The organism is Nocardia sp. NPDC049707, from assembly GCF_040674855.1.
In the GTDB taxonomy this organism is placed as follows: domain Bacteria; phylum Actinomycetota; class Actinomycetes; order Mycobacteriales; family Mycobacteriaceae; genus Nocardia.
Genome location: NZ_JBFANN010000006.1, coordinates 163550 through 183940, shown reverse-complemented (window position 1 = coordinate 183940; position 20391 = coordinate 163550). Strand labels below are relative to the sequence as shown.

Below are 20391 nucleotides of genomic sequence, written 5' to 3'. Positions count from 1 at the left end.
CGATGGACACAGCCTGCTGAGGGGGATGGCGGAGTTGAGCGTCAGCGAGGCGGAGTCGGTGAGCGAGCGTCGGCGAGTGAACGATGGACACAGCCTGCTGAGGGGGATGGCGGAGTTGAGCGTCAGCGAGGCGGAGTCGGTGAGCGAGCGTCGGCGAGTGAACGATGGACACAGCCCGCTGAGGGGCACGACGGAGCCGAGCGTCAGCGAGGCGGAGTCGTGAACCTCCTGGGTTCGCCCCGCGGTTGTTCGGCGTTGCCGGGGATCCGGTGACCGGGCGGACCATCCTCTACCTGGCGCTGGCGAGCGTGCTCGGGCTGATGACCCTGGTGGTCGTCATTGTGATGCCTACCGTGGACGACGCCTGCGAGGGCACCTCGGTGCTCGTATCGTCGAGTGTGCTGGCGCCACTCGGCGGTTATGCGTCCGGTGGTTCACGGGTCACCGGTACGCCGACGCCCGCGAATACGACCGGCAATCCGACTGCCACCCAAGCTCATTCGACCGCCACCGGTGCGCCGTCGCTGGCCGCGGGCGTCGGCCCGATCCGCCGGACGCTGCCGCTGGCCGCTGGTACCTTCACTGTGTCGGATGTATTCGGCGCGCGCGGCGGCACGCATAAGGGCATCGACTTCGCCGCATCCGACGGCACCACCATCTACTCGGTCTCCGACGGACGGGTCGTGGCCGCTGGTCCCGCTTCCGGTTTCGGCAACTGGGTCGTCGTCGATTCCGTCGATACCAACGGCCGTGCCTATTCAGCGGTGTACGGCCATATGTGGGACAGCGGCGTGCATGTGCGCGTCGGCGATACCGTCGTCGCCGGGCAGCCCATCGCGCAGGTCGGCTCGGCGGGCGAATCCAGTGGCCCGCACCTGCATTTCGAAATCGTTCCCGGCGGACGCTTCACCGGCGGTCGGCAAATCGACCCGATGCCCTGGCTCGGCGGCGCGCCGACCCCGGATGTCGGTGGTGCGCAGGCCTTCTCGACCGATCCGCGCTGCAATCGCGGCTTCGGCACCGCGGGCGGTGCGCTGGCCGCGGGTAAGGTGCCGCAAGAACTCGAAATCTGGTACCGCCGAGCGGGTTCCATCTGTACGCAGATCACCCCGTCGCTGCTGGCCGCACAGGGTAGGCAGGAGTCCGGATTCCGGCGCGGAGCCGCCTCGCCCGCCGGTGCGCAGGGTCTGGCACAGTTCCTGCCCGGTACCGCGGCCAGTATCAATCCCGATGACGGTCGGCCCTACGTCATCGATGCCGACGGCAATGGCGTCGCGAGCGTATGGGACGACGGCGACGCGATCATCGGTCAGGGTCGCTATATGTGTGCGCTCGCGCACAAGATCATGGCGTGGGAGTCCGAGGGGCGCGTGCAGGGCGATGTCGTCGCGCTGACCCTGGCCGCCTACAACGCCGGTGAGGGCGCGGTACTCGCCTCCGGCGGTATGCCGAACCAGGTGGCCGCGCACTATGCCGAAACCCAGCCGTACGTCGCGAATATCCTTGCGATGGAACCGCAATACCGTGCGCAGGGTTCCAATGGCCGCTTCACCCCGCAGGAGGGTGCGGGCGGTGTTCAGGTCGTCCAGGCGGCTCAGCAATGGCTCGGCACCCCGTATGTCTGGGGTGGCGGCGGCCCGCAGGGCCCGAGCGGCGGCGGTATGGACGGTCCCGGCCTCACGTCGGCGGCGGTGTTCGCGGCGTCGTCGGGGACGGTGACACTGCCACGCACCGCTGAACAGCAGTGGGAGGCGGGCGTCGAAGTCCCGCTGAGCAAGCTGCAACCCGGTGATCTGGTGTTCAGCTCATTCGGCCCACGCGGCCCAGCCATGGTCGGCATCTATGCCGGCAACGGCCGAATGATCCAATCCATGCCCGCCGCATACGGGCAATCCAGTGGCGTGACCCAGGTCGCTGTTCCAGGTGACGGCCGCGGGCGGAGGGTGCTGTGACGACAACCGATACCGCGGCAGGCGAATACGCCACAACAGGTCCGGCGATTGGACCACACAAGTGCCGGTCCCGGCAGCTAGCCTTAACTAACAATGCACGCGCGAACCTGGTGGTGATGCTGGTGGTGAGCGTTGCGATGTTGGGTGCGGGGTGTGCCAGCTCGAATCGGGAGTCGGGTTCCGGTGCGCCGCAGCCGTCCACGTCCACGACCCGATTGCTGGAGGGTGTGCCCGCACCCGATCCGGTGACGCCCGACGGCGTCGCGGTGGCCGCGCTGAAGGAGATCTACTCCTGGCAGCCCGCCACCGAGGCTCCGGGTGCCTCACTGTCGCGTGCGCGGAAATGGCTGGGCCCCAGCCTGATCCGCATGCTGGACAGCACGCCGACCGGGATCGAGACACCGAAAGCGACACTGCAGTGGGCGGACTGGGCCAAGGCGCAGGCACATATCGAGGCTTTCGCCTTCGCTTCGGGGGAGCGCCCGCCCGCGAGCGCCGATCCGAATGTCCAGCAGTTCAAGATCGGGATCGAGCAAACGGTCGTCTACCCGAACGGGCGCAAGGAATCCCTGCCGCCCGCGACGGTCATCGCGACTGTGGTGCGCACATCGGAAGGTTGGCGGCTCGATGCGTTCCGCTGAACCCCACCAGCGACAACCGCATAGCTAGGTCCTAACAGGAGGCAGACATGGCGAAAAAGAAGAAGGTGCAGGATCCGGCCGTGGTCGGACCCGATATCACCCTCTATATGATCTATGCCGGTTTCGCGACTCTCGGAACCCTGTGGATCGCCCTGCATATCGGCAACGCGATGGCTGTCACCCCGCAGGACATTCCGATCAACCCGATCGCGATCGTCGCCGATCTGGTCAAGGGCAAATTGCACTGGCCGCGCGCTTCCACGGTGATCGTGCTGCTGGTGATCGCGGCGATTGTGGCCTATGTGGTGGTGCGCAAGCGGCTCGCCGCGCGCCGGTCCGTCGGGCGACTTGCCGTGGACGACAAGGCCGATGTGATGGGTAGCGGTGGCGCCATCAAATCGCTGACCGAGGCCGGGGTGCGGTCGAAGGCCGAAATGCTCGGCGTCCGGCTCGGCTACAATGACAGTCCGGGTGTGCCGATCGGCATCGGCGTCGCCGACGGAGTGATGCTTTACGGCTCCTATGAGGATCTGCACCTGGACATCTGGGGTCCACGACAGGGCAAATCGACCTCCCGAGTGATCCCAGCCATCCTGACCGCGATCGGCCCGGTGCTGTCCACCTCGAATAAGCGTGATGTGGTCGATGCGACTCGAGATGTGCGCGAGGCCAAGGGAAGTCGCACCTTCGTCTTCGATCCGCAGGGTGTCGCGGGGGAGGAGCCCACCTGGTTCTGGGATCCACTGGCTTGGGTGGACGCCCACCACGACGGTGCGGAGATGCGGGCCGCGCGGCTGGCCGGACACTTCGCCGACGCCGACAACGGTTCGGATGCCAAGAGCGATATGTTCTTCGATCCCGAAGCCGAGGACCTCCTCGCGGGGCTGTTCCTCGCCGCGGCCCTCGGTGGTCGACCGATCGTCCAGGTCTGGGAATGGGTGACCAACCCCAACGACTCCGAGCCCATCGAGTTGTTGCGCAATGCGAGCAAGCACTACACCGCCTCGGGCCTCGCGATGCAGTACAACGCCGATCCGCGCACCAAGAGCGGCATTTTCGGCACCGCGAAGAAAATGATCCGCTGCCTGCAGTTGTCGAATGTGCACCCGTGGATCCTGCCGGGCGAGAACCGCATGCAATTCGACGAACTCGAATTCATCGACAACAACGGCACTCTCTACAGCCTCTCGCTGGAGGGCCGCGGTTCGGCGGCGCCGCTGGTCAGTGCCCTCACCGAGGCTGTGGTCGATGTGGCCATGCGCAAGGCCACGCATTCGCCGGGCGGACGACTGCCGATCCCGATGCTCGCGGTCCTGGACGAGGCGGCGAATGTGGTGCGCTGGAAGGATTTGCCCAAGCAGTACAGTCACTTCGGTTCGCGCGGCATCGTGGTGATGACGGTGCTGCAGTCCTGGGCCCAGGGTGCACGCTGCTGGGGTGATGACGGCATGCTGGCGCTGTGGTCGGCGGCCAATATCAAGGTGCTCGGTCCGGGCGTCGACGATATGAACTTCCTGCGCGACCGCTCCGAGGCGATCGGCGAATACGACTCGATTTCGTCGTCGGTCTCGGAATCCAAAGGCGGCAAGAGTTATTCGCGCTCGCTCGGCTCGTCCAAAACGTTCACCGTGAACGCGCTGGCGACACTGCCACAGGGCCGCGCGATCGTCTTCACCTCCGGCCAGCCCGCGGTGCTCGTGCGTACCGTGCCCTGGTGGGAGGGCGACTACGCTGACGACGTGAAGAAGTCGATCTCGCACCATCTTCCGGGGCGTAAGACCGAGATTGCCGACCTGTTCGGCTCGCCTAACCTGACCAAGGCTGCTCCGCCACCCGAATACGGTCAAATCGAGGAGGTCCGGCCGCTGTGACCGAACAGCAGCAAGAGCCACTGATCTACACCAATGTGGTGGAGTTCGTCGAGAACTACCTCAGTGTGGTGTACCGGCGTCAGGTCACCGATATCAGTGAAACGGTATGGTGCCCGGAGTGGTGGAAACATGCCGAGGCGGTGGCACGACTCGATGCGCTCTGGCGCGCATGGGAGCACTACCGACTCGAGCCGAGCACCGGATTGAGCGTCTGGTTCCTCGATCACGCGGATCCGCATATGACCAAACTCTTCGATCCTCGCGGACCGTTCAAGTACTGCAGTGTCCGCAACGGGCACAAGGACATGCTGAGCCCGCTGCCGCTGAAGTCCCCCACCCAGGGGCTCTTCGGCGATCCGACCGTCGGTGACTTCCGCATCTGAGGAGCCCGAAAACGTCGAAACGCCCGCTGCTTCAGCGGGCGTTTTCGGTTTACGACTCTGGATCCAGCTACTGCCGGACGCGTTCCAAACCGCGTGCTTCCTGTTCCCGACCTCGTGCGGAGGCTGCGCGGGCGGCTTCGTCGCGAATGCGTACCGCTTCTTCCGGCGGTTGCCCCTGGCCTACTTCGATGAGCATCCGCACCGCCGCCAGTTCCGGTGCGATGCCGATCCGGGCGAGATGCGTCGCGATCGCATGCCTACGCTCCTGGGAGTCGTAGCGGATGAGCGGTTTGGACTGAGCGGAGGTCGCCGCTGCCATTCGGCTGGCCTCGGCCTGCGCGGAGAATCGATCCTTCTCCAGTGAAATCCCATTGGCCGGAACCGATTTCTCGACCATCCGGGCAAGTTCGAGATTGCGTGGGTCCTTCGCCTTGGCGTCACGGGCCTCGCGGATCTGAAGTTCCCGTGCCTCTTTGATGCGGGCCTCGGTGACCTTGACGCGGGCTTCGGCTTCCTTCTGACCACGCTCCCGGGTCCGCAGTGCGACCAGAGTCGCAAGCTGCAACATAGTCTTCATCATGGCCGCGGTTTCCCGGCCGATGTCGTCCAATTCCTCGGACATGGCTGCTCCCCGATGCTGCAGTGATCACTATGGATGTTGTGGTGCTTCGTCACGGACGCCGCCACGTCGAACTGTAGTCCGCCGCGCCGGTGCCCCGCCTGCAAACGTGGACACCCAGAGGACTCGTCGCGTCGCATTCCTGGTTTGGGGATGGTCCAGCCAGAGGATGACTACGCTACGCGTTCTCCTTCATTCGAGATTACCTGAGAAGCTCGGCAACAACCGTGCGGGCGTGCCGCTCGAGAGCATATAACGCACAATTTCGGCGGGTAGGGGAATGCTTCGGAGGATCTCCGGTCATAGCGCACCCTTACCGAATGATGAGGGTCGCCTACCCTGGCTTGTTCGCGGATGCAGTTCGGGCGCACCACCCACTGTGCGGTGGGCCCGAACGAAGCGAGCATCCGGATCGGGCGTGTCGTGGCGATTGCTTGCAGGTCGCTCGAAAGGGTCGGCTCAGTCGATGCGGACCGACTGGATGGTCACCGGGAGATTGGGCTTGCCGTCGCCTTGGCCGTTGGAGTTGTCCTGACCGCCCGCGGCGATCTTGTCCAGCGTGCCCATGCTGTCCGGATCGACGGTGCCGAAGATGGTGTAGTTCGGCGGCAGTTGCGAATCGCCGTAGACGATGAAGAACTGACTGCCGTTGGTGCCACCACCGTCGACGGGATCCGGTCCCGCGTTGGCCATGGCGAGCGTGCCGCGCTTGTAGTCCATGGGCTTCTGCAGTGCGGGGTCGGCGGGGTTGTAGCGGTTGGTCGGGTACTCGTTGTCGAACTGATAGCCGGGACCCCCGGTGCCGGTGCCGGTCGGGTCACCGCACTGCAATACCTTCAGGCCCTCGTCCGCGGTCATGCGGTGGCAGGTGGTGTTGTCGAAGTAGCCCTGACCGGCGAGGCTGGCGAAGCTGTTCACGGTGCACGGCGCCTTGGCGTTGTCCAGGGTCAGGCCGATGGGGCCCTGGGTGGTCTCCATGCTGACGCTGAGACTCGCATTGTCGCCGGTGTTCTCGATGCCGCTGGTGCGCGGCTTCTTCACCTGCTTGTCGGCGGGCTTCTGACTGTCGCGGTAGTCGCAGCTGATGGCTGCCGGCTTCTCATCACTCTTGGTCAGGAAGTAGACGCCGACGGCGGCCGCCGCCACGATCACCACGCCGAGCGCAGATCCGGCGATCGTGAGTCGCTTCCGCTTGCGGGCCCGGTCGGCTCGGTTGGCCAGCTGGCGTTCCAGCTTGCGTTTCGCCGCGGCCCGTCGCTGTTCGTTGCTCGGCACTACCACGTTCCTCCCGTATCCGTTACGTACGGCACAGGATTGTGCCATCTATTCCTGAGACTGCTCAGCAGGCCATTTCGACCAGTCGTGACGCTGTACAAACGGCTGGCGGCAAACCGGTTGGACTTGACGGGCCGTAGTGGTGGAAACTGGACCATCGTGACCAAGACCAGCAGCTTCTCCGCCCCGAAGGGGGTTCCGGATTACGTACCACCCGGTTCGGCCGAGTTCGTCGCGGTGCGTGACGGATTGATCCGTGCCGCTCGCTTGGCCGGGTACGGGCATGTGGAGCTGCCGATATTCGAGGACACCGCCTTGTTCGCGCGGGGCGTCGGTGAATCCACCGATGTGGTGACCAAGGAGATGTACACCTTCGCCGACCGCGGCGAGCGCAGTGTCACGCTGCGGCCGGAGGGTACCGCGGGTGTTATGCGTGCGGTCATCGAACACGGGCTCGACCGGGGGCAATTGCCGGTGAAGCTGCTCTATTCGGGGCCGTTCTTCCGTTATGAGCGTCCGCAGGCCGGTCGGTACCGGCAGTTGCAGCAGGTCGGTGTCGAGGCGATCGGTATCGATGATCCGGCACTGGATGCCGAGGTGATCGCGATCGCCGACGCCGGATATCGCGGAGTCGGGCTCGATGGTTTCCGGCTGGAGATCACCTCCCTCGGTGACGAGACCTGTCGTCCGCAATATCGCGAATTGCTGCAGGAGTTCCTGTTCGGGCTGCCGCTGGACGAGGAGACCAAGCGGCGCGCGCAGCTGAATCCGTTGCGGGTGCTCGACGACAAGCGACCCGAGGTGCGCGAGATGACCGCGAATGCACCGTTGATGATCGATCACCTGTCGGAGTCGGCGAAGACGCACTTCGAGCAGGTGCTCGGGTATCTCGACGCGCTCGGCGTGCCCTACGTCGTGAACCCGCGGATGGTGCGTGGCCTGGACTACTACACGAAGACGACCTTCGAATTCGTACACGACGGGCTCGGGGCGCAGTCGGGTATCGGCGGCGGCGGACGCTACGACGGGCTGATGGCCGAATTGGGCGGACAACCGTTGTCCGGCATCGGATTCGGGCTCGGTGTTGACCGCACCATCCTGGCGCTGGAGGCCGAGGGCAAGTCGGCGGGCGATCCGGCGCGGTGTGAGGTCTACGGCGTGTCACTCGGTGATGCGGCCAAGCAGCGGTTGGTCGTGCTCGCGGCGCAGTTGCGGGCGGCGGGTATCCGGGTCGATCTGGCCTATGGTGGTCGCGGCGTCAAAGGGTCGCTGAAGGCCGCGGATAAGTCCGGTGCCGAATTCACCCTGGTCCTCGGTGATCGTGACCTGGCCGAGAACACCATCGGCCTGAAGGATATGGCCACCGGTGAACAGCGGCAGATCCCACTGGACGAGACGGTTGCCGCCGTCGTCGCCGCGTTGCGTCCGGGCGGGTAGTACGGTGCCGGGGTACACCCGCATCGCGACGAATGGGCAGCCGTGCCTGTAGAACCCACCAATCCCAGCGCAGCCCATCCGGTTCCGACGGTCGGGCTCGATCTCGTCGCGCCCGAAACCTACGCACCCATGCTGCGACGACTCGCCCTCGCCGCGGTGGGGGTGGGCATCGGCGCGGCATTACTCGCGGCGCTGCTGGTGCCGTGGCAGGTCGCGATCTCGATCGGTCTCGTCGTCGGTGCACCCACCGTCGCCTACGCCATCGCGTTGCGCCGACGGCGGATGTGGTTGGCCGGTACCACGATTCACGCGCGGCGGGTGATCGGTGAGCGTCAGGTCGATATCGCCGCGGCCAACGGTGTCGAAATCCTCGTTTTTCCGGCCCGTTTGAGCCGGATCGTCCTGCGGGTGACCGCGGGCGCCGATTCCCAGGTCGTCCCGCTCGCGATGTATACCGACGCCGGCAGCGGTCGCGAACTCCACCTGCTCGGCCTCCGCAAGCTGGCCGACGCCCTGGCCGCGAGCGAACTCGCTGCGGCCGTCGCGGTTTCGACCATGCTCGTCCATCAGCTGCGGGCCGAGGCACGGGATGCCGGGCTGGAAGAGCGGCCGCTGTACCGTGCTGTTCGGCTGGCGAGGGCGAAGGATTACGTTTCGCCGATCGTCTTGACCGATCAAGAGATCGCCGGGCTGTGCTGAGACACGAGTCGAGTTGCGCGACACGCGAATCGGCCTGTCCTACGCGATTGCATTCGACGCACGGTTGCGTGCTGCGCTGAACAGACGGACTCTCTGTCGGGATTCGCACCCGCTATGGGTGCCGCTATGGAATGTCGACAAGGAGTGCGGGGGCGCTTGTCGTTAGCTGGGCCGGTTGGATGGGTGCGGCGTGGGGATTGTCGCGTAGCTCACCACTGCGGTTCCGAGGCCGTGAGAGTCGTTAGGGTGGGATCGAGTGTCCGCCTATCACAAGGAGTTTCTCGTGAGCACCGCTGCTCGGACCGCGCCCGTGACCGTCGCCGTGACCGGCGGCGCGGGGCAGATCGCCTACGGTCTGCTGTTCCGGATCGCATCCGGGGCGCTGCTCGGGTCCGAGACGCCGGTACGGCTGCGGTTGCTGGAGATTCCGGCGGCGGTAGCGTCGCTGGAGGGGGTGGCGATGGAACTCGAGGATGGTGCGTTCCCGCTGCTCGAGTCGATCGACATCAGCGACGATCCGTGGGTCGGGTTCGCGGGCGCGAATGTCGCGTTGCTGGTTGGTGCCCGGCCGCGCACCGCGGGGATGGAGCGCTCGGACCTGCTGGCCGCCAACGGTCCGATCTTCACCGAACAGGGCCAAGCGATCAACGCCAGCGCCGCCGACGACGTCAAGGTGCTCGTAGTCGGCAATCCGGCCAATACCAACGCCTTCATCGCCATGAGCAATGCCCCGGACGTCCCGGCCGCGCGCTTCACCGCGATGACCCGCCTCGACCACAACCGCGCCCTCGCGCAACTGGCCAAGAAGACCGGTGCGCCCGCCGCCGATATCGCCCGCGTCGCCATCTGGGGCAACCACTCCGCGACCCAGTATCCGGACATTACCCACGCCACCATCGCGGGCCGCCCCGCCCTCGACCTCGTCGACCAGGACTGGGTACGGGAGGAGTTCATCCCCACCGTCCAGCAGCGCGGCACCGCCATCATCCAGGCCCGCGGCGCATCCTCGGCCGCCAGCGCGGCCAGCGCTGCCATCGACCATATCCACGACTGGTCACTCGGCACCCACGCCGACGACTGGACCTCCATGGCGGTCCCCTCCGACGGCTCGTACGGCATTCCTGAAGGCCTTATCGCCTCGTTCCCCGTCACCTGCGCGGGTGGCGAATACTCGATCGTCCAGGGCCTGGAATTCGACGAATTCTCCCGCGCCCGCATCGACGCCAGCGTGGCGGAACTCGAACAGGAACGCGACACCGTCATCGACCTCGGATTCGCCAAGCACATCTGATACCTGTCCGAAGTCGCAGCTCGAGGCTGCGGCCGTCGCGGATTCGCTCCTCCGAGGGCCAGCTGCCCCGCGGTGGCGAGCGAGTTCCTTCCGGCTCGGATTGCTGGGTGCGTTCCTGACCAACGGCTTCACTGCCGATGTGTCGGGTCTCGGGCTCGAGCCGAAACATACCGGGATGTTGCACGTGTTGGCGGCCAACAGCCCGACATCGCAGGCGGAGATGGCGCAGATACTGCGAGCAGCGCCGAGCCTGGTCGTCGCGCTGGCCGACCGCCTGGAGTCCCGCGGGGCATCGAACGGCTGCGGATCCGGAGGACCGCCACCGTCAGAACCTGAGCCTGACCTCGCACGGCCGCGTACTAGTGCGCAAATGCCTCGACATCGCCGATACGGTCGACGCCGAGACCACGGATCTCACCGCCACCGAGTGTGCCGACCGACATCGCATTCTCGGCCCGCTCGCCGATCGGCTGGGTCTGTCTAGGTGATGGTCCAGGTTTCCGAACCGTTGAGCAGGGATTGCAACGAATCCTCATGTACCGGTTTGCGCTCGCGCGCGATGGCGGTTTGGGTGCGGACCGCATCGTCATAGGTGGGCCTGGTGACATTGCGGAAGATACCGGTGACCACGTGGCCGAGGTCCTGGTCGGACAGGCGCGAGAGCGCGAAGGCGTACTCCGGATTGTCGGTGTAGGCGTCGTGCACGATGATCTCGGACTCTTCGACGTCATCGGTGCGTACCACCGCGAGCCCGAAACCGGAACGCACCACGGCGAATTCGCCATCGGCGCCGAAACGGATCGGTTGACCGTGATGCAGCGGGATGAGGCGGGATTCGACATCGCCTTTGCGCAGCACGTCGAAGGAGCCGTCATTGAAGATCGGGCAGTCCTGCAGGATCTCCACGAACGAGGTCCCGCGATGTTCGGCGGCGGCGCGCAGCACCTCGGTGAGCCCGGCACGATCGGAATCCAATGCGCGCGCGGCGAAGCTGGCTTCCGCGCCGAGCGCGACCGAGAGCGTATTGAACGGGTGGTCGACCGAGCCCATCGGTGTCGACTTGGTGATCTTGCCCGCTTCCGAGGTGGGGGAGTATTGCCCCTTGGTGAGTCCGTAGATCCGATTGTTGAACAGCAGGATCGTCATATTCACATTGCGGCGCAGGGCATGGATCAGGTGGTTGCCGCCGATCGACAGCACGTCACCGTCACCGGTCACCACCCACACCGACAGATCCGGCCGGGTCACCGCGAGCCCGGTCGCGATGGCGGGCGCGCGGCCGTGGATGGAGTGGATGCCGTAGGCCTCGAGGTAGTACGGGAACCGGCTCGAGCAGCCGATCCCGGAGACGAACATCAGGTTCTCCCTGCGCAATCCGAGTTCGGCGAGGAAGCCGCGTACGGTCGCCAGGATCACGTAGTCACCGCAGCCGGGGCACCAGCGCACCTCCTGATCGGAGGTGAAGTCCTTGACCTTCTGCGGTCCGTCTGCGGACGGCACTCCGGAAAGGCCGGTGAGACCCAGATCGGTTCCGACGAGCGAGGTTTCGACCATGGTCATCAGTTACCCCCAGTCGAGTACGTGGCCCGCGCCCGTGCCGCGAAGGCCTTATCGTGTTCCATATCCCCGATCGACCCGTCGAGTGCCGCATCGATCACCCCGACGAGTTCCTGTGCGGAGAATGCCGTGCCCGCGATCTTCGTCCACGGTTGCACATCCACCAGATACTTCGCGCGCAGCAGCATGGCCAGCTGGCCGCCGTTCATTTCCGGCGCGACCACCGTCCGATAGCTACGCAGCACGGCACCGAGGTTGGCGGGCAAGGGATTCAGATGGCGCAGATGCGCCTGCGCGACCGGGACACCGCGACGGCGGGCGCGGCGGCAGGCCTCGCCGATCGGCCCGAAGGAACTGCCCCAGCCGATCAGCAACAGTTCGGCCCGTCCCTCCGGATCGTCGATCTCGAGGTCGGGGACGGTGATGCCATCGATCTTGGCCTGCCGCAGCCGCACCATCAGTTCGTGATTGCCGGGCTCATAGGAGATATTGCCGCTGCCGTCGGCCTTCTCCAGTCCGCCGATCCGATGCGCGCGACCGGCGGTGCCGGGCACGGCGAGCGGTCTGGCGAGCGTGTCGGGATCACGCGAGTAGGGCTGGAACGGCGTGCCCTCCTCGGCCCCGGGTTCGAAGCGCGGATCGATCGGCTCCAAGTCGGCGACACGCGGAACCGACCATGGCTCAGAGCCATTGGCGATCGAGCCGTCGGAGAGCAACAGCACCGGCGTGCGGTAGGTGAGTGCGATGCGGGCCGCTTCCACCGCGGTGGCGAAGCAGTCGGCGGGGGAGCGCGGCGCGAGTACGGCGACCGGCGATTCCCCGTTGCGGCCATAGAGCGCCTGCAGCAGGTCGGCCTGTTCGGTCTTGGTCGGCAGTCCGGTCGATGGACCGCCGCGTTGCACGTCGACGATCACCAACGGCAGTTCCGTCATCACCGCGAGCCCGATGGTTTCGCTCTTGAGCGCCAGTCCGGGGCCGGATGTACTCGTGACGCCGAGCGCGCCGCCGAGCGAAGCGCCGAGGGCGGCGCCGATGCCCGCGATCTCGTCCTCGGCCTGGAAGGTGGTGACGCCGAAGTTCTTGTGCTTGCTGAGTTCGTGCAGGATGTCGGAGGCGGGCGTGATCGGGTACGTGCCGAGAAATACCGGCAATCCGGACAACTGCCCCGCGGTGACGAGGCCGTAGGCGAGCGCGGTATTACCGGTGATCTGGCGGTAGGTGCCCGGGGGCAGCTCGGCCGGTGCCACCTCGAAGGTGGTTGCGAAGCTCTCGGTGGTCTCGCCGTAGTTCCAGCCCGCGCGGAAGGCGAGCAGATTCGCCTCGGCAATATCGGGTTTCGCGCCGAACTTCTCGCGTAGGAAGCGTTCGGTGCCGCCGATCGGACGTCCGTACATCCAGGACAGCAGCCCGAGCGCGAACATATTCTTCGCGCGCTGACCGTCTTTCTTGCCGACACCGGTGGGTTCGGTCGCGCCGAGGGTGAGTGAGGTCATCGGCACGCGGTGAACTACGAAATCGCTCAGCGTGTCGTCGTCGAGCGGATCGGTGGTGTAGCCGACCTTGCTCAGATTGCGTTTGGTGAACTCGTCGGTGTTCACGATGAGGGTGGCGCCGCGCGGCAGATCCTCCAGGTTGGACTTGAGCGCGGCCGGGTTCATCGCGACCAGCACGTCCGGTTGGTCGCCCGCGGTCAAGATGTCGTAGTCGGCGATCTGGATCTGGAAGGACGAGACGCCGGGAAGTGTGCCCTGCGGCGCCCGGATCTCGGCCGGGAAGTTGGGCTGGGTGGCCAGGTCGTTGCCGAATGCGGCCGCCTCGTGCGTGAAGCGATCACCGGTGAGCTGCATTCCGTCACCGGAGTCACCGGCGAACCGAATTACGACCTTTTCCAATTTCGCTGTGCCGACATCACTTTGGTCGGAAACCATATGCCTGCTTCACTTCCTCGTCCGATGGGAGGTGCCACTGGCCAACGTACTCCGCCGTGTGCGGGAATTGCTTGTGAAATGCTCTACGCGAAGAGCGCCAGCTGCGTGTCGTTCGGCTGCGGTGTCGAGAGTCTGGGCTCGGGCTCCGGGGTGTGCTCGCGGGTGAGGCCGTGCCGCTGGAGCAGTGGCTGCACACGCTCGCGTAGCCAGGACGCATATTCCGGTGTCACATAGGCGCCGCGGCCATAGAGCTGGCGGTAGCGGCGCACCAGTGCGGGATGCGCCTCGGCCAGCCAACTCAGGAACCAGCCACGGGTGGCGCCGCGCAGATGCATCGGGAAGGCGACCACCGATACCGCCCCGGCCTCGGCGATCGCGGCGAAGAGTGCGTCGAGATGGGCGCGGCCGTCGGTGAGATACGGAATCACCGGCGCGACCATGACGTTCACCTCGAATCCGGCGTCGGTCAGCGCCCGCACCAGCTCCAACCGCGCCTCGGGTGACGGGGTACCCGATTCCAGGCTGCGGTGCAGATCCATATCCAGGATCGCGATGGAGACGGCGATGCTCACCCGGACCTGGTGGGCCGCGGCGGTGAGTAGCGGCAGATCCCGCCGCAGCAGGGTGCCCTTGGTGAGAATGGAGAACGGCGTGCCGGAATCGGTCAGCGCGCGAATGATGCCGGGCATCAACCGATATCGCCCCTCGGCCCGTTGATACGGATCGGTATTGGTGCCCAGCGCGACGGGTTCGTGATGCCAAGACCGCCGGCCGAGTTGTTTGCGCAGCACCGCGGCGATATTGGTCTTCACCACGATCTGCGAATCGAAGTCCCGGCCCGCATCCAGATCCAGATACTCGTGGGTGGGTCGCGCGAAACAGTAGCGGCAGGCGTGTGAACAGCCGCGCATCGGATTGATCGTCCAATGGAACGGCAGGTTCGACGCCTCCGGCATCTTGTTCAGCGCGGTCTTGCACAGCACCTCATGGAATGTGATGCCCTCGAATTCGGGGGTCTGCACAGTACGCACGAAGCCTGCCCGGTCGAGACCGGGCAGGGCACCGTCGTCGGCATCCAGGGTTTGGTTTTGCCACCGCACTCCTTCAGTCGAACATGTGTTCTAAGAGGTGTCAAGCAATCTGTCGGCTGTCGGGTGAGTTGAGCTGCTTCGGATCGGTGAAGAACGTGACCAGATCGCGCACTGTCGTCTCGATGGGCCGTGGCTGATAACCGATTTCGCGCTCCGCCTTGCCGTGATCGACGATCGGAGCCGAGACCAGCGCGCCGAGTGCGGCCTTCGACACGATATCGGTTTTGAACATTTTGCCGATCGGTTCGAGCACTGGAATCAGGCCGTTGACGACCTTGGGGGAGATCGAGAACTTCGGCCCCTTCTTGCCGCTGCATTCGGCCGCGGTGCGACACAGGTCGAGCATCGAGATCATCGAACCGCCGAGCAAGTAGTTCTCGCCGGTCCGCCCGTGCTCCCCGGCCAGGATCAGACCCTTCGCGACGTCGCGCACGTCGACCAGATCGAAGCCGCCGCCGATCATCGCGGGCACTCGGCCGCGGGCCGCGTCCTTGAGGGTGCGATTGATCCTGGACAGTGGGGTGCTGTAGTCGAGCGGGCCGAAGACGCCGGTGGGATTGCAGATCACCGCGTCCAGGCCCTGTTCGATCACCTTGCGCAGTTCGACCTCGCCCGCCCATTTGGAGCGGTCGTAGACGGGCAGGCTGGGATCGGTTGAGCGCACCGAGGTCTCATCGATGCGGCCGCCGCAGGTGTACTGGTTGAAGGCGTGGATGGAGCTGGCGTGCACCATACGGCGCACGCCGAGGGCCAGCGCCGCCTCGGCGACGACCCGCACGCCCTCGGTATTGACTCGCCATGCGAGGTCGTGCTGCTCGGCCAGGGTGATCACGGCAACCAGGTGATAGACGATCTCCGCGCCGGCAAGCACGGTGCGCATGGATTCGGGGTCGAGCACGTTGCCGGAGACCCAGCTGACGTTCGGGTCTGCTCGCTGTTCCGGAATCACGCGATCGATTGCCGTGACCTCGTGTCCTTGTTCGACCAGCAGGCTGAGCAGATTTGTGCCAAGGTAGCCGGCTGCGCCGGTCACTGCGACCTTCATGCGATCGAGAATATAGAACTTGTTCTAATTTGCAACATGTTCCAGTTCCTTTCCGGTGGCCTCGCTTGGCTCGAAACTTGCCGGTGGGGTCCGCTATATTGGGCGCAACCGCAGTGGCGCCGGAACCGATTCGCGACTGCGCAGGGGCTCGGTCGCAGCCGAGCTGCCGGGGCGGGCAGGGAGTAGATGTTGATCGACGCTATGAACACTGAACTGCAGTTCACGACGATTTGGGGGGTGCAACTCGATGGCTGATCTCTCGGTGGAGACCGATGCGGTCCGAGTGTTCGCGACGACCAATGCCGGGGTCGCTGGCGAGATCGCGGGCGCGGCGAATTTCGATGCCGTGCAGAACGTTGCCGCGCTCACGCCGGTTTTCGGCTTGATCGGCGGCGACTATCTGTTGGCGTTCGCCGCGGCACAGGTGTTGCAGGCCAAAGATATCAATGAGCTATCGGCCAAGTATGACAAACTGTCGAAGTCCGCATTCACCGCCGCCGCCGCGTTCGACACCACCGACTCCGGCAACGCGAGCGTGCTGAGCGCCCTCGCCAACGAGGTCGGAGGTGGGGCATGAAGCCGATGGATTCGGGCGTGACCGGCGTGATCGCACCTGACCAGCAGAGCGTCGCCATCGAAGAGGCCATCATCGCGACGCAGAACACCGCGGTTGATGCGCTGCAGAACGCGTCGCAGGGATTGAGCGATCTGTCGCTGCCGCAGTTGCCCGCGGATCTGCCGCCGATCGAGGCGCCGGAATTCGTGCTCGCGCGCAAGATCACCGAGGAATCGCCGCAGCTGGGAACCATGCCCGGCGGGCTGTCGGGGCTCAACGGCAATTCGACCCCGGACGCGAGCGCGATTCTCTCCGGTGCGGTCCCGCCCGATGTATCGCAGGCACTCACCGATGCGCAGACCGCGATCAGCCATGCGGCGGCGCCGGTCGTGCAGGCGGCGCAGGGCGTGGCGCAGCAGGCACAGAGCGCGGTGAGCGGTGCGCTCGGTGGAGCGAGCGGCCAGGGCGCGGCCTCGGCCGTGACGAATATTCCGTCCGATCCGGTCGCGGCGCTGATGCAGGGGCTGTCGATTCCCGGGATTCCCGGCATCGACACGTTGTTCCAGCCGATCCTCGAGCTGCTCAACAGCTTCGGCACCGGTGTCATCGGTGCCTTCGACCCGACCGCGATCCTCAGCCAGTCCTCCAAGATCATCGAGGCCGCGGTATCGGTCGGTAAGGGCGGTCTGCAGACCGTTGAGCAGGTCTGGCAGGGCCAGTCGTCTCGTGAGGCGCAGGCCGCGAGCCAGACCGCGCAGAACCAGGGGCAGGACACCAGTCAGCGCGGTATCGATATCTCCGAACTCACCCAGCGGGCCGCGGCTGTGGTGCAGCAGGGCAATGCGCAGTTGCTCGGGATCGCGAGCGAATTCGCCACGCAGGCAACCGCACTCGTGCCGGTGGCACTGACGCCGCCCGGTCAGGCCGCGCTCATCGCGACGGCGACCGAACATCTCGGGTCGGCGGTCTCGGTAGCCAATGCGACCCGCGGTGATCTGGCCGGGAAGACGGCCGAGCTGACCGGTATGGTGAACCAGCTGCTCGGGACCAGTGGTCTTCCCTCGCCGCAGGAGGTCGCGCAGGCAGCCATGCAGAATCTCGGTGAGCCGATCATGTCGCAGGCGCAGGAGGTCGCGCAGAATGCGTCGACCAATGCGGCCGGCCTGTTGGACGGCTCCAGTACCTCCGGTTCGCCGAGCACGTCCACGTCGGCGGCATCGATCAATACGGGCCACACCACTACGGGCACCCCGGGCATCACCGGCATCGGAAGCCATGCCGGTTCGCCGAGGACATCGGGCTCGCCGTCGACGCAGAAGTTGGCCGGCACGCCGGGCAGCACGGTCGCGCCCATCAGCCGGGTCTCGGGCCTGTCCGGCACATCCTTCGGCACGGGCACGTCGACCGGCGCGGCGAGCTCGGGGAACTCCTTCATGGGCGGCAGCCCCGGTGCCACCGGCCAACGCGGCGCCAACGACGACGAGCACGCGCGCAATGTGGAGCCGTACCAGAGCCGTACCGGCAACGATGACCTCACCGGCCCCCTCGGTGAATCCACTCCGGACGTTATCGGCGCGACCCATCCTGATGAATTGGTCAGCTCGGACTACGAACAGGACCAGTTCTAGTCCGAAAGCAGTTCGCCAGTGCCCCGCTCGGTTTCGAGCGGGGCACTGGCGTTCTCGGGTTGTGGTGGACGGCTGCGCGACCTTTTGTGTTGCGATCGCCGATTTCGTGGTGGCGCAGCAGTTTGTCGGGCTGCTGCAATGCCGCACCCCACGCGCGAGTGGGAGGGCGTTGGCTGCGGGATCGGCTCAGTGGTCTTTGGTGAAGGCGTCGATGAGTTTGCGGTAGAGGTCGGTGAAGCGTTTGCGGTTCGATTGTTGATCGGGGGTGAGGTTCTCGGTCGCGTCGGGGGCGTACATGAGCAGATGGACGTCTTGGTCGGGTGGGGTGGGCATGAGATCGATGATCTGGGTCCCCTGGTCGGTGGCGCTGGGCATGCCGAGGTCGAGGGCGGCGAGTGCTTTGGTTTCCGCCAGTGCCGCATTCAGAACATCGACGGGGATGGTGCCGGTGAGTCGCTGCGGTGGGACTTCGGCGGCGCGGGTGGTGGATGCGGCGTCGGGTTGTTGGACCGCGCGGCCGTCGGCGTAAATCTGCAGGAGCGGACGCAGGTCGACCCGCTCGGACCAGCCGCTCGGGATGGTGGTGAGTGTGAGCAGCGCGGTGACAGGCGGTTGTGGTGTGTCGGCGGTCGGTTGGGCCGAGGCGACACCCCAGCCACCCGCGAGTGCGACGACGAGAACCAGCAATACCGACTTTGTTATCCGCATGAAATCCCTATCTACGCTGTGCCACAGTCCAATTGGTCTCGACGACCGAGGCCATCGATCATCCCGGCGCGCGGGTCCGCATCCGTACCGCGCCGTTGTGTCGCTCGAATTCCTGGCGCCGAGCTGTTGATCATCTGTTGGTGATCAGCGCAAGGCCGATGGGTTGTTCAGGTCGGCGGCCGAGTACGTGTCGCATGCTCGGACCTGGCCGGTCTTGTAGCCGGTGAGGAACCATTTCTGGCGTTCGCTCGAGGAGCCGTGGGTCCACGCCTCCGGGTTGACGCGGCCCTGGGCGGCACGCTGGATTCGGTCGTCGCCGACGGCGGAGGCTGCGGAGAGGGCATCGCGAATATCGTTGTCGGACAGAGGTTTCAAAAAAGGCTGGTTGGTGCCGGGAGCAGGCAGTTTGTCGGCGAAATGGGCCCAGATGCCCGCATAGCAGTCGGCCTGGAGTTCGGTGCGCACCGCGCCGGATTCCGGTCCGCGCGGATCCTTTTGCGCCCGGCCGATATCGCCGAGCAGATTCTGGATGTGGTGACCGACCTCGTGTGCCACCACATACTCCTGGGCGAGCGGGCCGCCGCTGGCGCCGAATCGGTCGACGAGTTCGCGGAAGAAGCTGATGTCGAAGTAGGCGGTCATATCGGCCGGGCAGTAGAACGGGCCGACCGCGCTGGTTGCATTGCCGCACCCGGTCGAGACCGCACCGGAGAACGGCCGCACCTTCGGCTCGACGTACTGTTCGCCGGTCTGCTTCGGCAGTTCGGTGCCCCACACCGCGTCCAGGCTCTGGATGGTGAGGGCGACCCGGCAGTCGGCGTACTTGTTGGCGCTCGCGCCGTCGGTGCAGTGTTCAGGCAGGGTGCCGGTGCCCGGCTGCTCCACCATGGTGCCCCCGACGCCGTTGAAATTTCCGAGCACCGAGCCGGGATCGCCGCCCAGCAGCAGCGCCAGCAGCAGCAGGATGATGCCACCGGCGCCGCCGCCCAGCGCGATCTTGCCGCCCATGCCCGGTCCGCCACCCCACGAAACTCGATTCGGATCGATCTGCATGCCCTCGTTGAAGGTCATCGTCGTCGCTCCCTGTGTGTCGGCCGCACGGCTCCGCGTTGTCTAGAGCTTGGCATGGGCGGGTCCTGTGTTTCCACTCGGCGGATGTGTCTCATCATCACGATCCGTGATTTCTCGCCGGATCATCGGACCGGCCCGTTGTGGTGCCGTTCGTCACCGGACACGGACGCGGCGCCGTTCGCCATTGCGGATGTCGTTGCCGGACAGTGGTTTCGGGAAATGCCCGGTGGTGGATGAGCCACCGCGAACTCTTGTGCGTGGTCGGCGCAATTGCTAAAGTCACCTCCAGAGGGATGATTCATTCGCCGGGGGGTGTAGATATGCGCTGTCCGATGGATCTTATTTTGGGGAAAGTGAGTCCACCATGACTTTCAACGATGGCATAGGCGTAGAGCCCTGCAGGGCAGGTGTGTCCGGCTGGTCCTGTACACCCACACCCATTGATGGCGACCGAATGGGCGAGACCTGGTGCCGCCACGACACGGGGGAATGTTATGGCAGGCCGTGCTGCAGTATCCCGCAGCCCATTGCGTATGCATCCGCCTCCACAAACCTGCAGCCCGATAGCGTTTCCACGTTTGCCCTGGTGGGGATCCTGATCGCATTTCTTATTCGCCGTACCGTCTGGAGATTTCTTTC

At 65.5% G+C, this 20391-nt stretch carries 18 protein-coding genes; 10 read left to right on the top strand and 8 right to left on the bottom strand.

Annotated features, from left to right (window positions below; all coding sequences use genetic code 11):
• The 5 genes from AB0J29_RS09010 to AB0J29_RS08990 form a co-directional block, all read left to right on the top strand.
• A partial coding sequence (locus AB0J29_RS09010) for a hypothetical protein (RefSeq protein WP_364781648.1) occupies positions 1-223 on the top strand: 223 nt, incomplete at its 5' end.
• Between the two features lie 46 nt (positions 224-269).
• Entirely contained in the window at positions 270-1952 is a 1683-nt protein-coding gene (locus AB0J29_RS09005) for a peptidoglycan DD-metalloendopeptidase family protein (RefSeq protein ID WP_364781645.1), read from the top strand.
• Positions 1953-2068: 116 nt separating this feature from the next.
• A complete protein-coding gene (locus AB0J29_RS09000) occupies positions 2069-2593 on the top strand; it encodes a hypothetical protein (RefSeq protein ID WP_364781642.1) in 525 nt (174 codons plus the stop codon).
• Between the two features lie 47 nt (positions 2594-2640).
• Positions 2641-4464 carry a TraM recognition domain-containing protein gene (locus AB0J29_RS08995; RefSeq protein WP_364781639.1) on the top strand — a complete coding sequence of 608 codons (1824 nt, stop codon included), beginning with the start codon at positions 2641-2643 and terminating at the stop codon, positions 4462-4464.
• On the top strand, positions 4461-4847 hold the full coding sequence (locus tag AB0J29_RS08990; RefSeq protein ID WP_364781636.1) for a DUF4913 domain-containing protein: 387 nt from the start codon (positions 4461-4463) through the stop codon (positions 4845-4847). The genes AB0J29_RS08995 and AB0J29_RS08990 overlap by 4 nt, the downstream gene beginning before the upstream one ends.
• A gap of 67 nt (positions 4848-4914) precedes the next feature.
• Here the strand turns inward: AB0J29_RS08990 and AB0J29_RS08985 are convergent, their stop codons facing one another.
• Both AB0J29_RS08985 and AB0J29_RS08980 read right to left on the bottom strand, forming a co-directional pair.
• A complete protein-coding gene (locus tag AB0J29_RS08985; protein ID WP_364781633.1) occupies positions 4915-5469 on the bottom strand; it encodes a hypothetical protein in 555 nt (184 codons plus the stop codon).
• A 456-nt stretch (positions 5470-5925) separates the two neighbouring features.
• Positions 5926-6741, bottom strand: a complete 816-nt coding sequence (locus tag AB0J29_RS08980) for a peptidylprolyl isomerase (protein WP_364781630.1) — start codon at positions 6739-6741, stop codon at positions 5926-5928.
• Positions 6742-6900: 159 nt separating this feature from the next.
• Between AB0J29_RS08980 and hisS the strand changes: the two genes are divergently transcribed.
• The 3 genes from hisS to AB0J29_RS08965 all read left to right on the top strand — a co-directional run bounded on the left by hisS (position 6901) and on the right by AB0J29_RS08965 (position 10168).
• Positions 6901-8178 (top strand): histidine--tRNA ligase, encoded by a 1278-nt coding sequence (gene hisS, locus AB0J29_RS08975; RefSeq protein WP_364781627.1) that lies wholly within the window; start codon positions 6901-6903, stop codon positions 8176-8178.
• A 42-nt stretch (positions 8179-8220) separates the two neighbouring features.
• Positions 8221-8877, top strand: coding sequence for a hypothetical protein (locus tag AB0J29_RS08970; RefSeq protein ID WP_364781624.1), 657 nt, complete (start codon positions 8221-8223; stop codon positions 8875-8877).
• A gap of 283 nt (positions 8878-9160) precedes the next feature.
• Positions 9161-10168 (top strand): malate dehydrogenase, encoded by a 1008-nt coding sequence (locus tag AB0J29_RS08965; RefSeq protein ID WP_364781621.1) that lies wholly within the window; start codon positions 9161-9163, stop codon positions 10166-10168.
• Positions 10169-10648: 480 nt separating this feature from the next.
• On the opposite strand, the gene AB0J29_RS08960 is transcribed toward AB0J29_RS08965, so the two are convergent.
• The 4 genes from AB0J29_RS08960 to AB0J29_RS08945 all read right to left on the bottom strand — a co-directional run bounded on the left by AB0J29_RS08960 (position 10649) and on the right by AB0J29_RS08945 (position 15789).
• The gene (locus AB0J29_RS08960; RefSeq protein ID WP_364781618.1) at positions 10649-11728 is read right to left on the bottom strand and encodes a 2-oxoacid:ferredoxin oxidoreductase subunit beta; all 1080 of its coding nucleotides are present in this window, start codon (positions 11726-11728) and stop codon (positions 10649-10651) included.
• Positions 11728-13653, bottom strand: a complete 1926-nt coding sequence (locus AB0J29_RS08955) for a 2-oxoacid:acceptor oxidoreductase subunit alpha (RefSeq protein WP_364781615.1) — start codon at positions 13651-13653, stop codon at positions 11728-11730. Before AB0J29_RS08955 ends, AB0J29_RS08960 begins: the two co-directional genes overlap by 1 nt.
• Before the next feature lie 83 nt (positions 13654-13736).
• A complete protein-coding gene (locus AB0J29_RS08950; protein WP_364781612.1) occupies positions 13737-14753 on the bottom strand; it encodes an Rv2578c family radical SAM protein in 1017 nt (338 codons plus the stop codon).
• A 31-nt stretch (positions 14754-14784) separates the two neighbouring features.
• Complete coding sequence (locus AB0J29_RS08945) at positions 14785-15789, bottom strand: NAD-dependent epimerase/dehydratase family protein (RefSeq protein WP_364781609.1); 1005 nt, start codon at positions 15787-15789, stop codon at positions 14785-14787.
• A 247-nt stretch (positions 15790-16036) separates the two neighbouring features.
• Between AB0J29_RS08945 and AB0J29_RS08940 the strand changes: the two genes are divergently transcribed.
• The gene (locus tag AB0J29_RS08940; RefSeq protein ID WP_364781606.1) at positions 16037-16366 is read left to right on the top strand and encodes a type VII secretion target; all 330 of its coding nucleotides are present in this window, start codon (positions 16037-16039) and stop codon (positions 16364-16366) included.
• Complete coding sequence (locus AB0J29_RS08935; protein ID WP_364781603.1) at positions 16363-17973, top strand: hypothetical protein; 1611 nt, start codon at positions 16363-16365, stop codon at positions 17971-17973. Before AB0J29_RS08940 ends, AB0J29_RS08935 begins: the two co-directional genes overlap by 4 nt.
• A 186-nt stretch (positions 17974-18159) precedes the next feature.
• Here AB0J29_RS08935 and AB0J29_RS08930 read toward each other — a convergent pair whose 3' ends face one another.
• The gene (locus AB0J29_RS08930) at positions 18160-18681 is read right to left on the bottom strand and encodes a hypothetical protein (RefSeq protein ID WP_364781600.1); all 522 of its coding nucleotides are present in this window, start codon (positions 18679-18681) and stop codon (positions 18160-18162) included.
• A 144-nt stretch (positions 18682-18825) separates the two neighbouring features.
• On the bottom strand, positions 18826-19752 hold the full coding sequence (locus AB0J29_RS08925) for a neutral zinc metallopeptidase (RefSeq protein WP_364781597.1): 927 nt from the start codon (positions 19750-19752) through the stop codon (positions 18826-18828).
• Positions 19753-20391 lie beyond the last annotated feature (639 nt).

Excerpts from the sequence above, each read along its gene's own strand:
- AB0J29_RS09000 (WP_364781642.1), top strand. The coding sequence starts at position 2,069 with ATGCTGGTGGTGAGCGTTGCGATGTTGGGTGCGGGGTGTGCCAGCTCG.
- AB0J29_RS08995 (WP_364781639.1), top strand. The coding sequence starts at position 2,641 with ATGGCGAAAAAGAAGAAGGTGCAGGATCCGGCCGTGGTCGGACCCGAT.
- AB0J29_RS08985 (WP_364781633.1), bottom strand. The coding sequence starts at position 5,469 with ATGTCCGAGGAATTGGACGACATCGGCCGGGAAACCGCGGCCATGATG.
- AB0J29_RS08960 (WP_364781618.1), bottom strand. The coding sequence starts at position 11,728 with ATGACCATGGTCGAAACCTCGCTCGTCGGAACCGATCTGGGTCTCACC.
- AB0J29_RS08955 (WP_364781615.1), bottom strand. The coding sequence starts at position 13,653 with ATGGTTTCCGACCAAAGTGATGTCGGCACAGCGAAATTGGAAAAGGTC.
- AB0J29_RS08945 (WP_364781609.1), bottom strand. The coding sequence starts at position 15,789 with ATGAAGGTCGCAGTGACCGGCGCAGCCGGCTACCTTGGCACAAATCTG.
- AB0J29_RS08940 (WP_364781606.1), top strand. The coding sequence starts at position 16,037 with ATGGCTGATCTCTCGGTGGAGACCGATGCGGTCCGAGTGTTCGCGACG.
- AB0J29_RS08935 (WP_364781603.1), top strand. The coding sequence starts at position 16,363 with ATGAAGCCGATGGATTCGGGCGTGACCGGCGTGATCGCACCTGACCAG.
- AB0J29_RS08930 (WP_364781600.1), bottom strand. The coding sequence starts at position 18,681 with ATGCGGATAACAAAGTCGGTATTGCTGGTTCTCGTCGTCGCACTCGCG.
- AB0J29_RS08925 (WP_364781597.1), bottom strand. The coding sequence starts at position 19,752 with ATGACCTTCAACGAGGGCATGCAGATCGATCCGAATCGAGTTTCGTGG.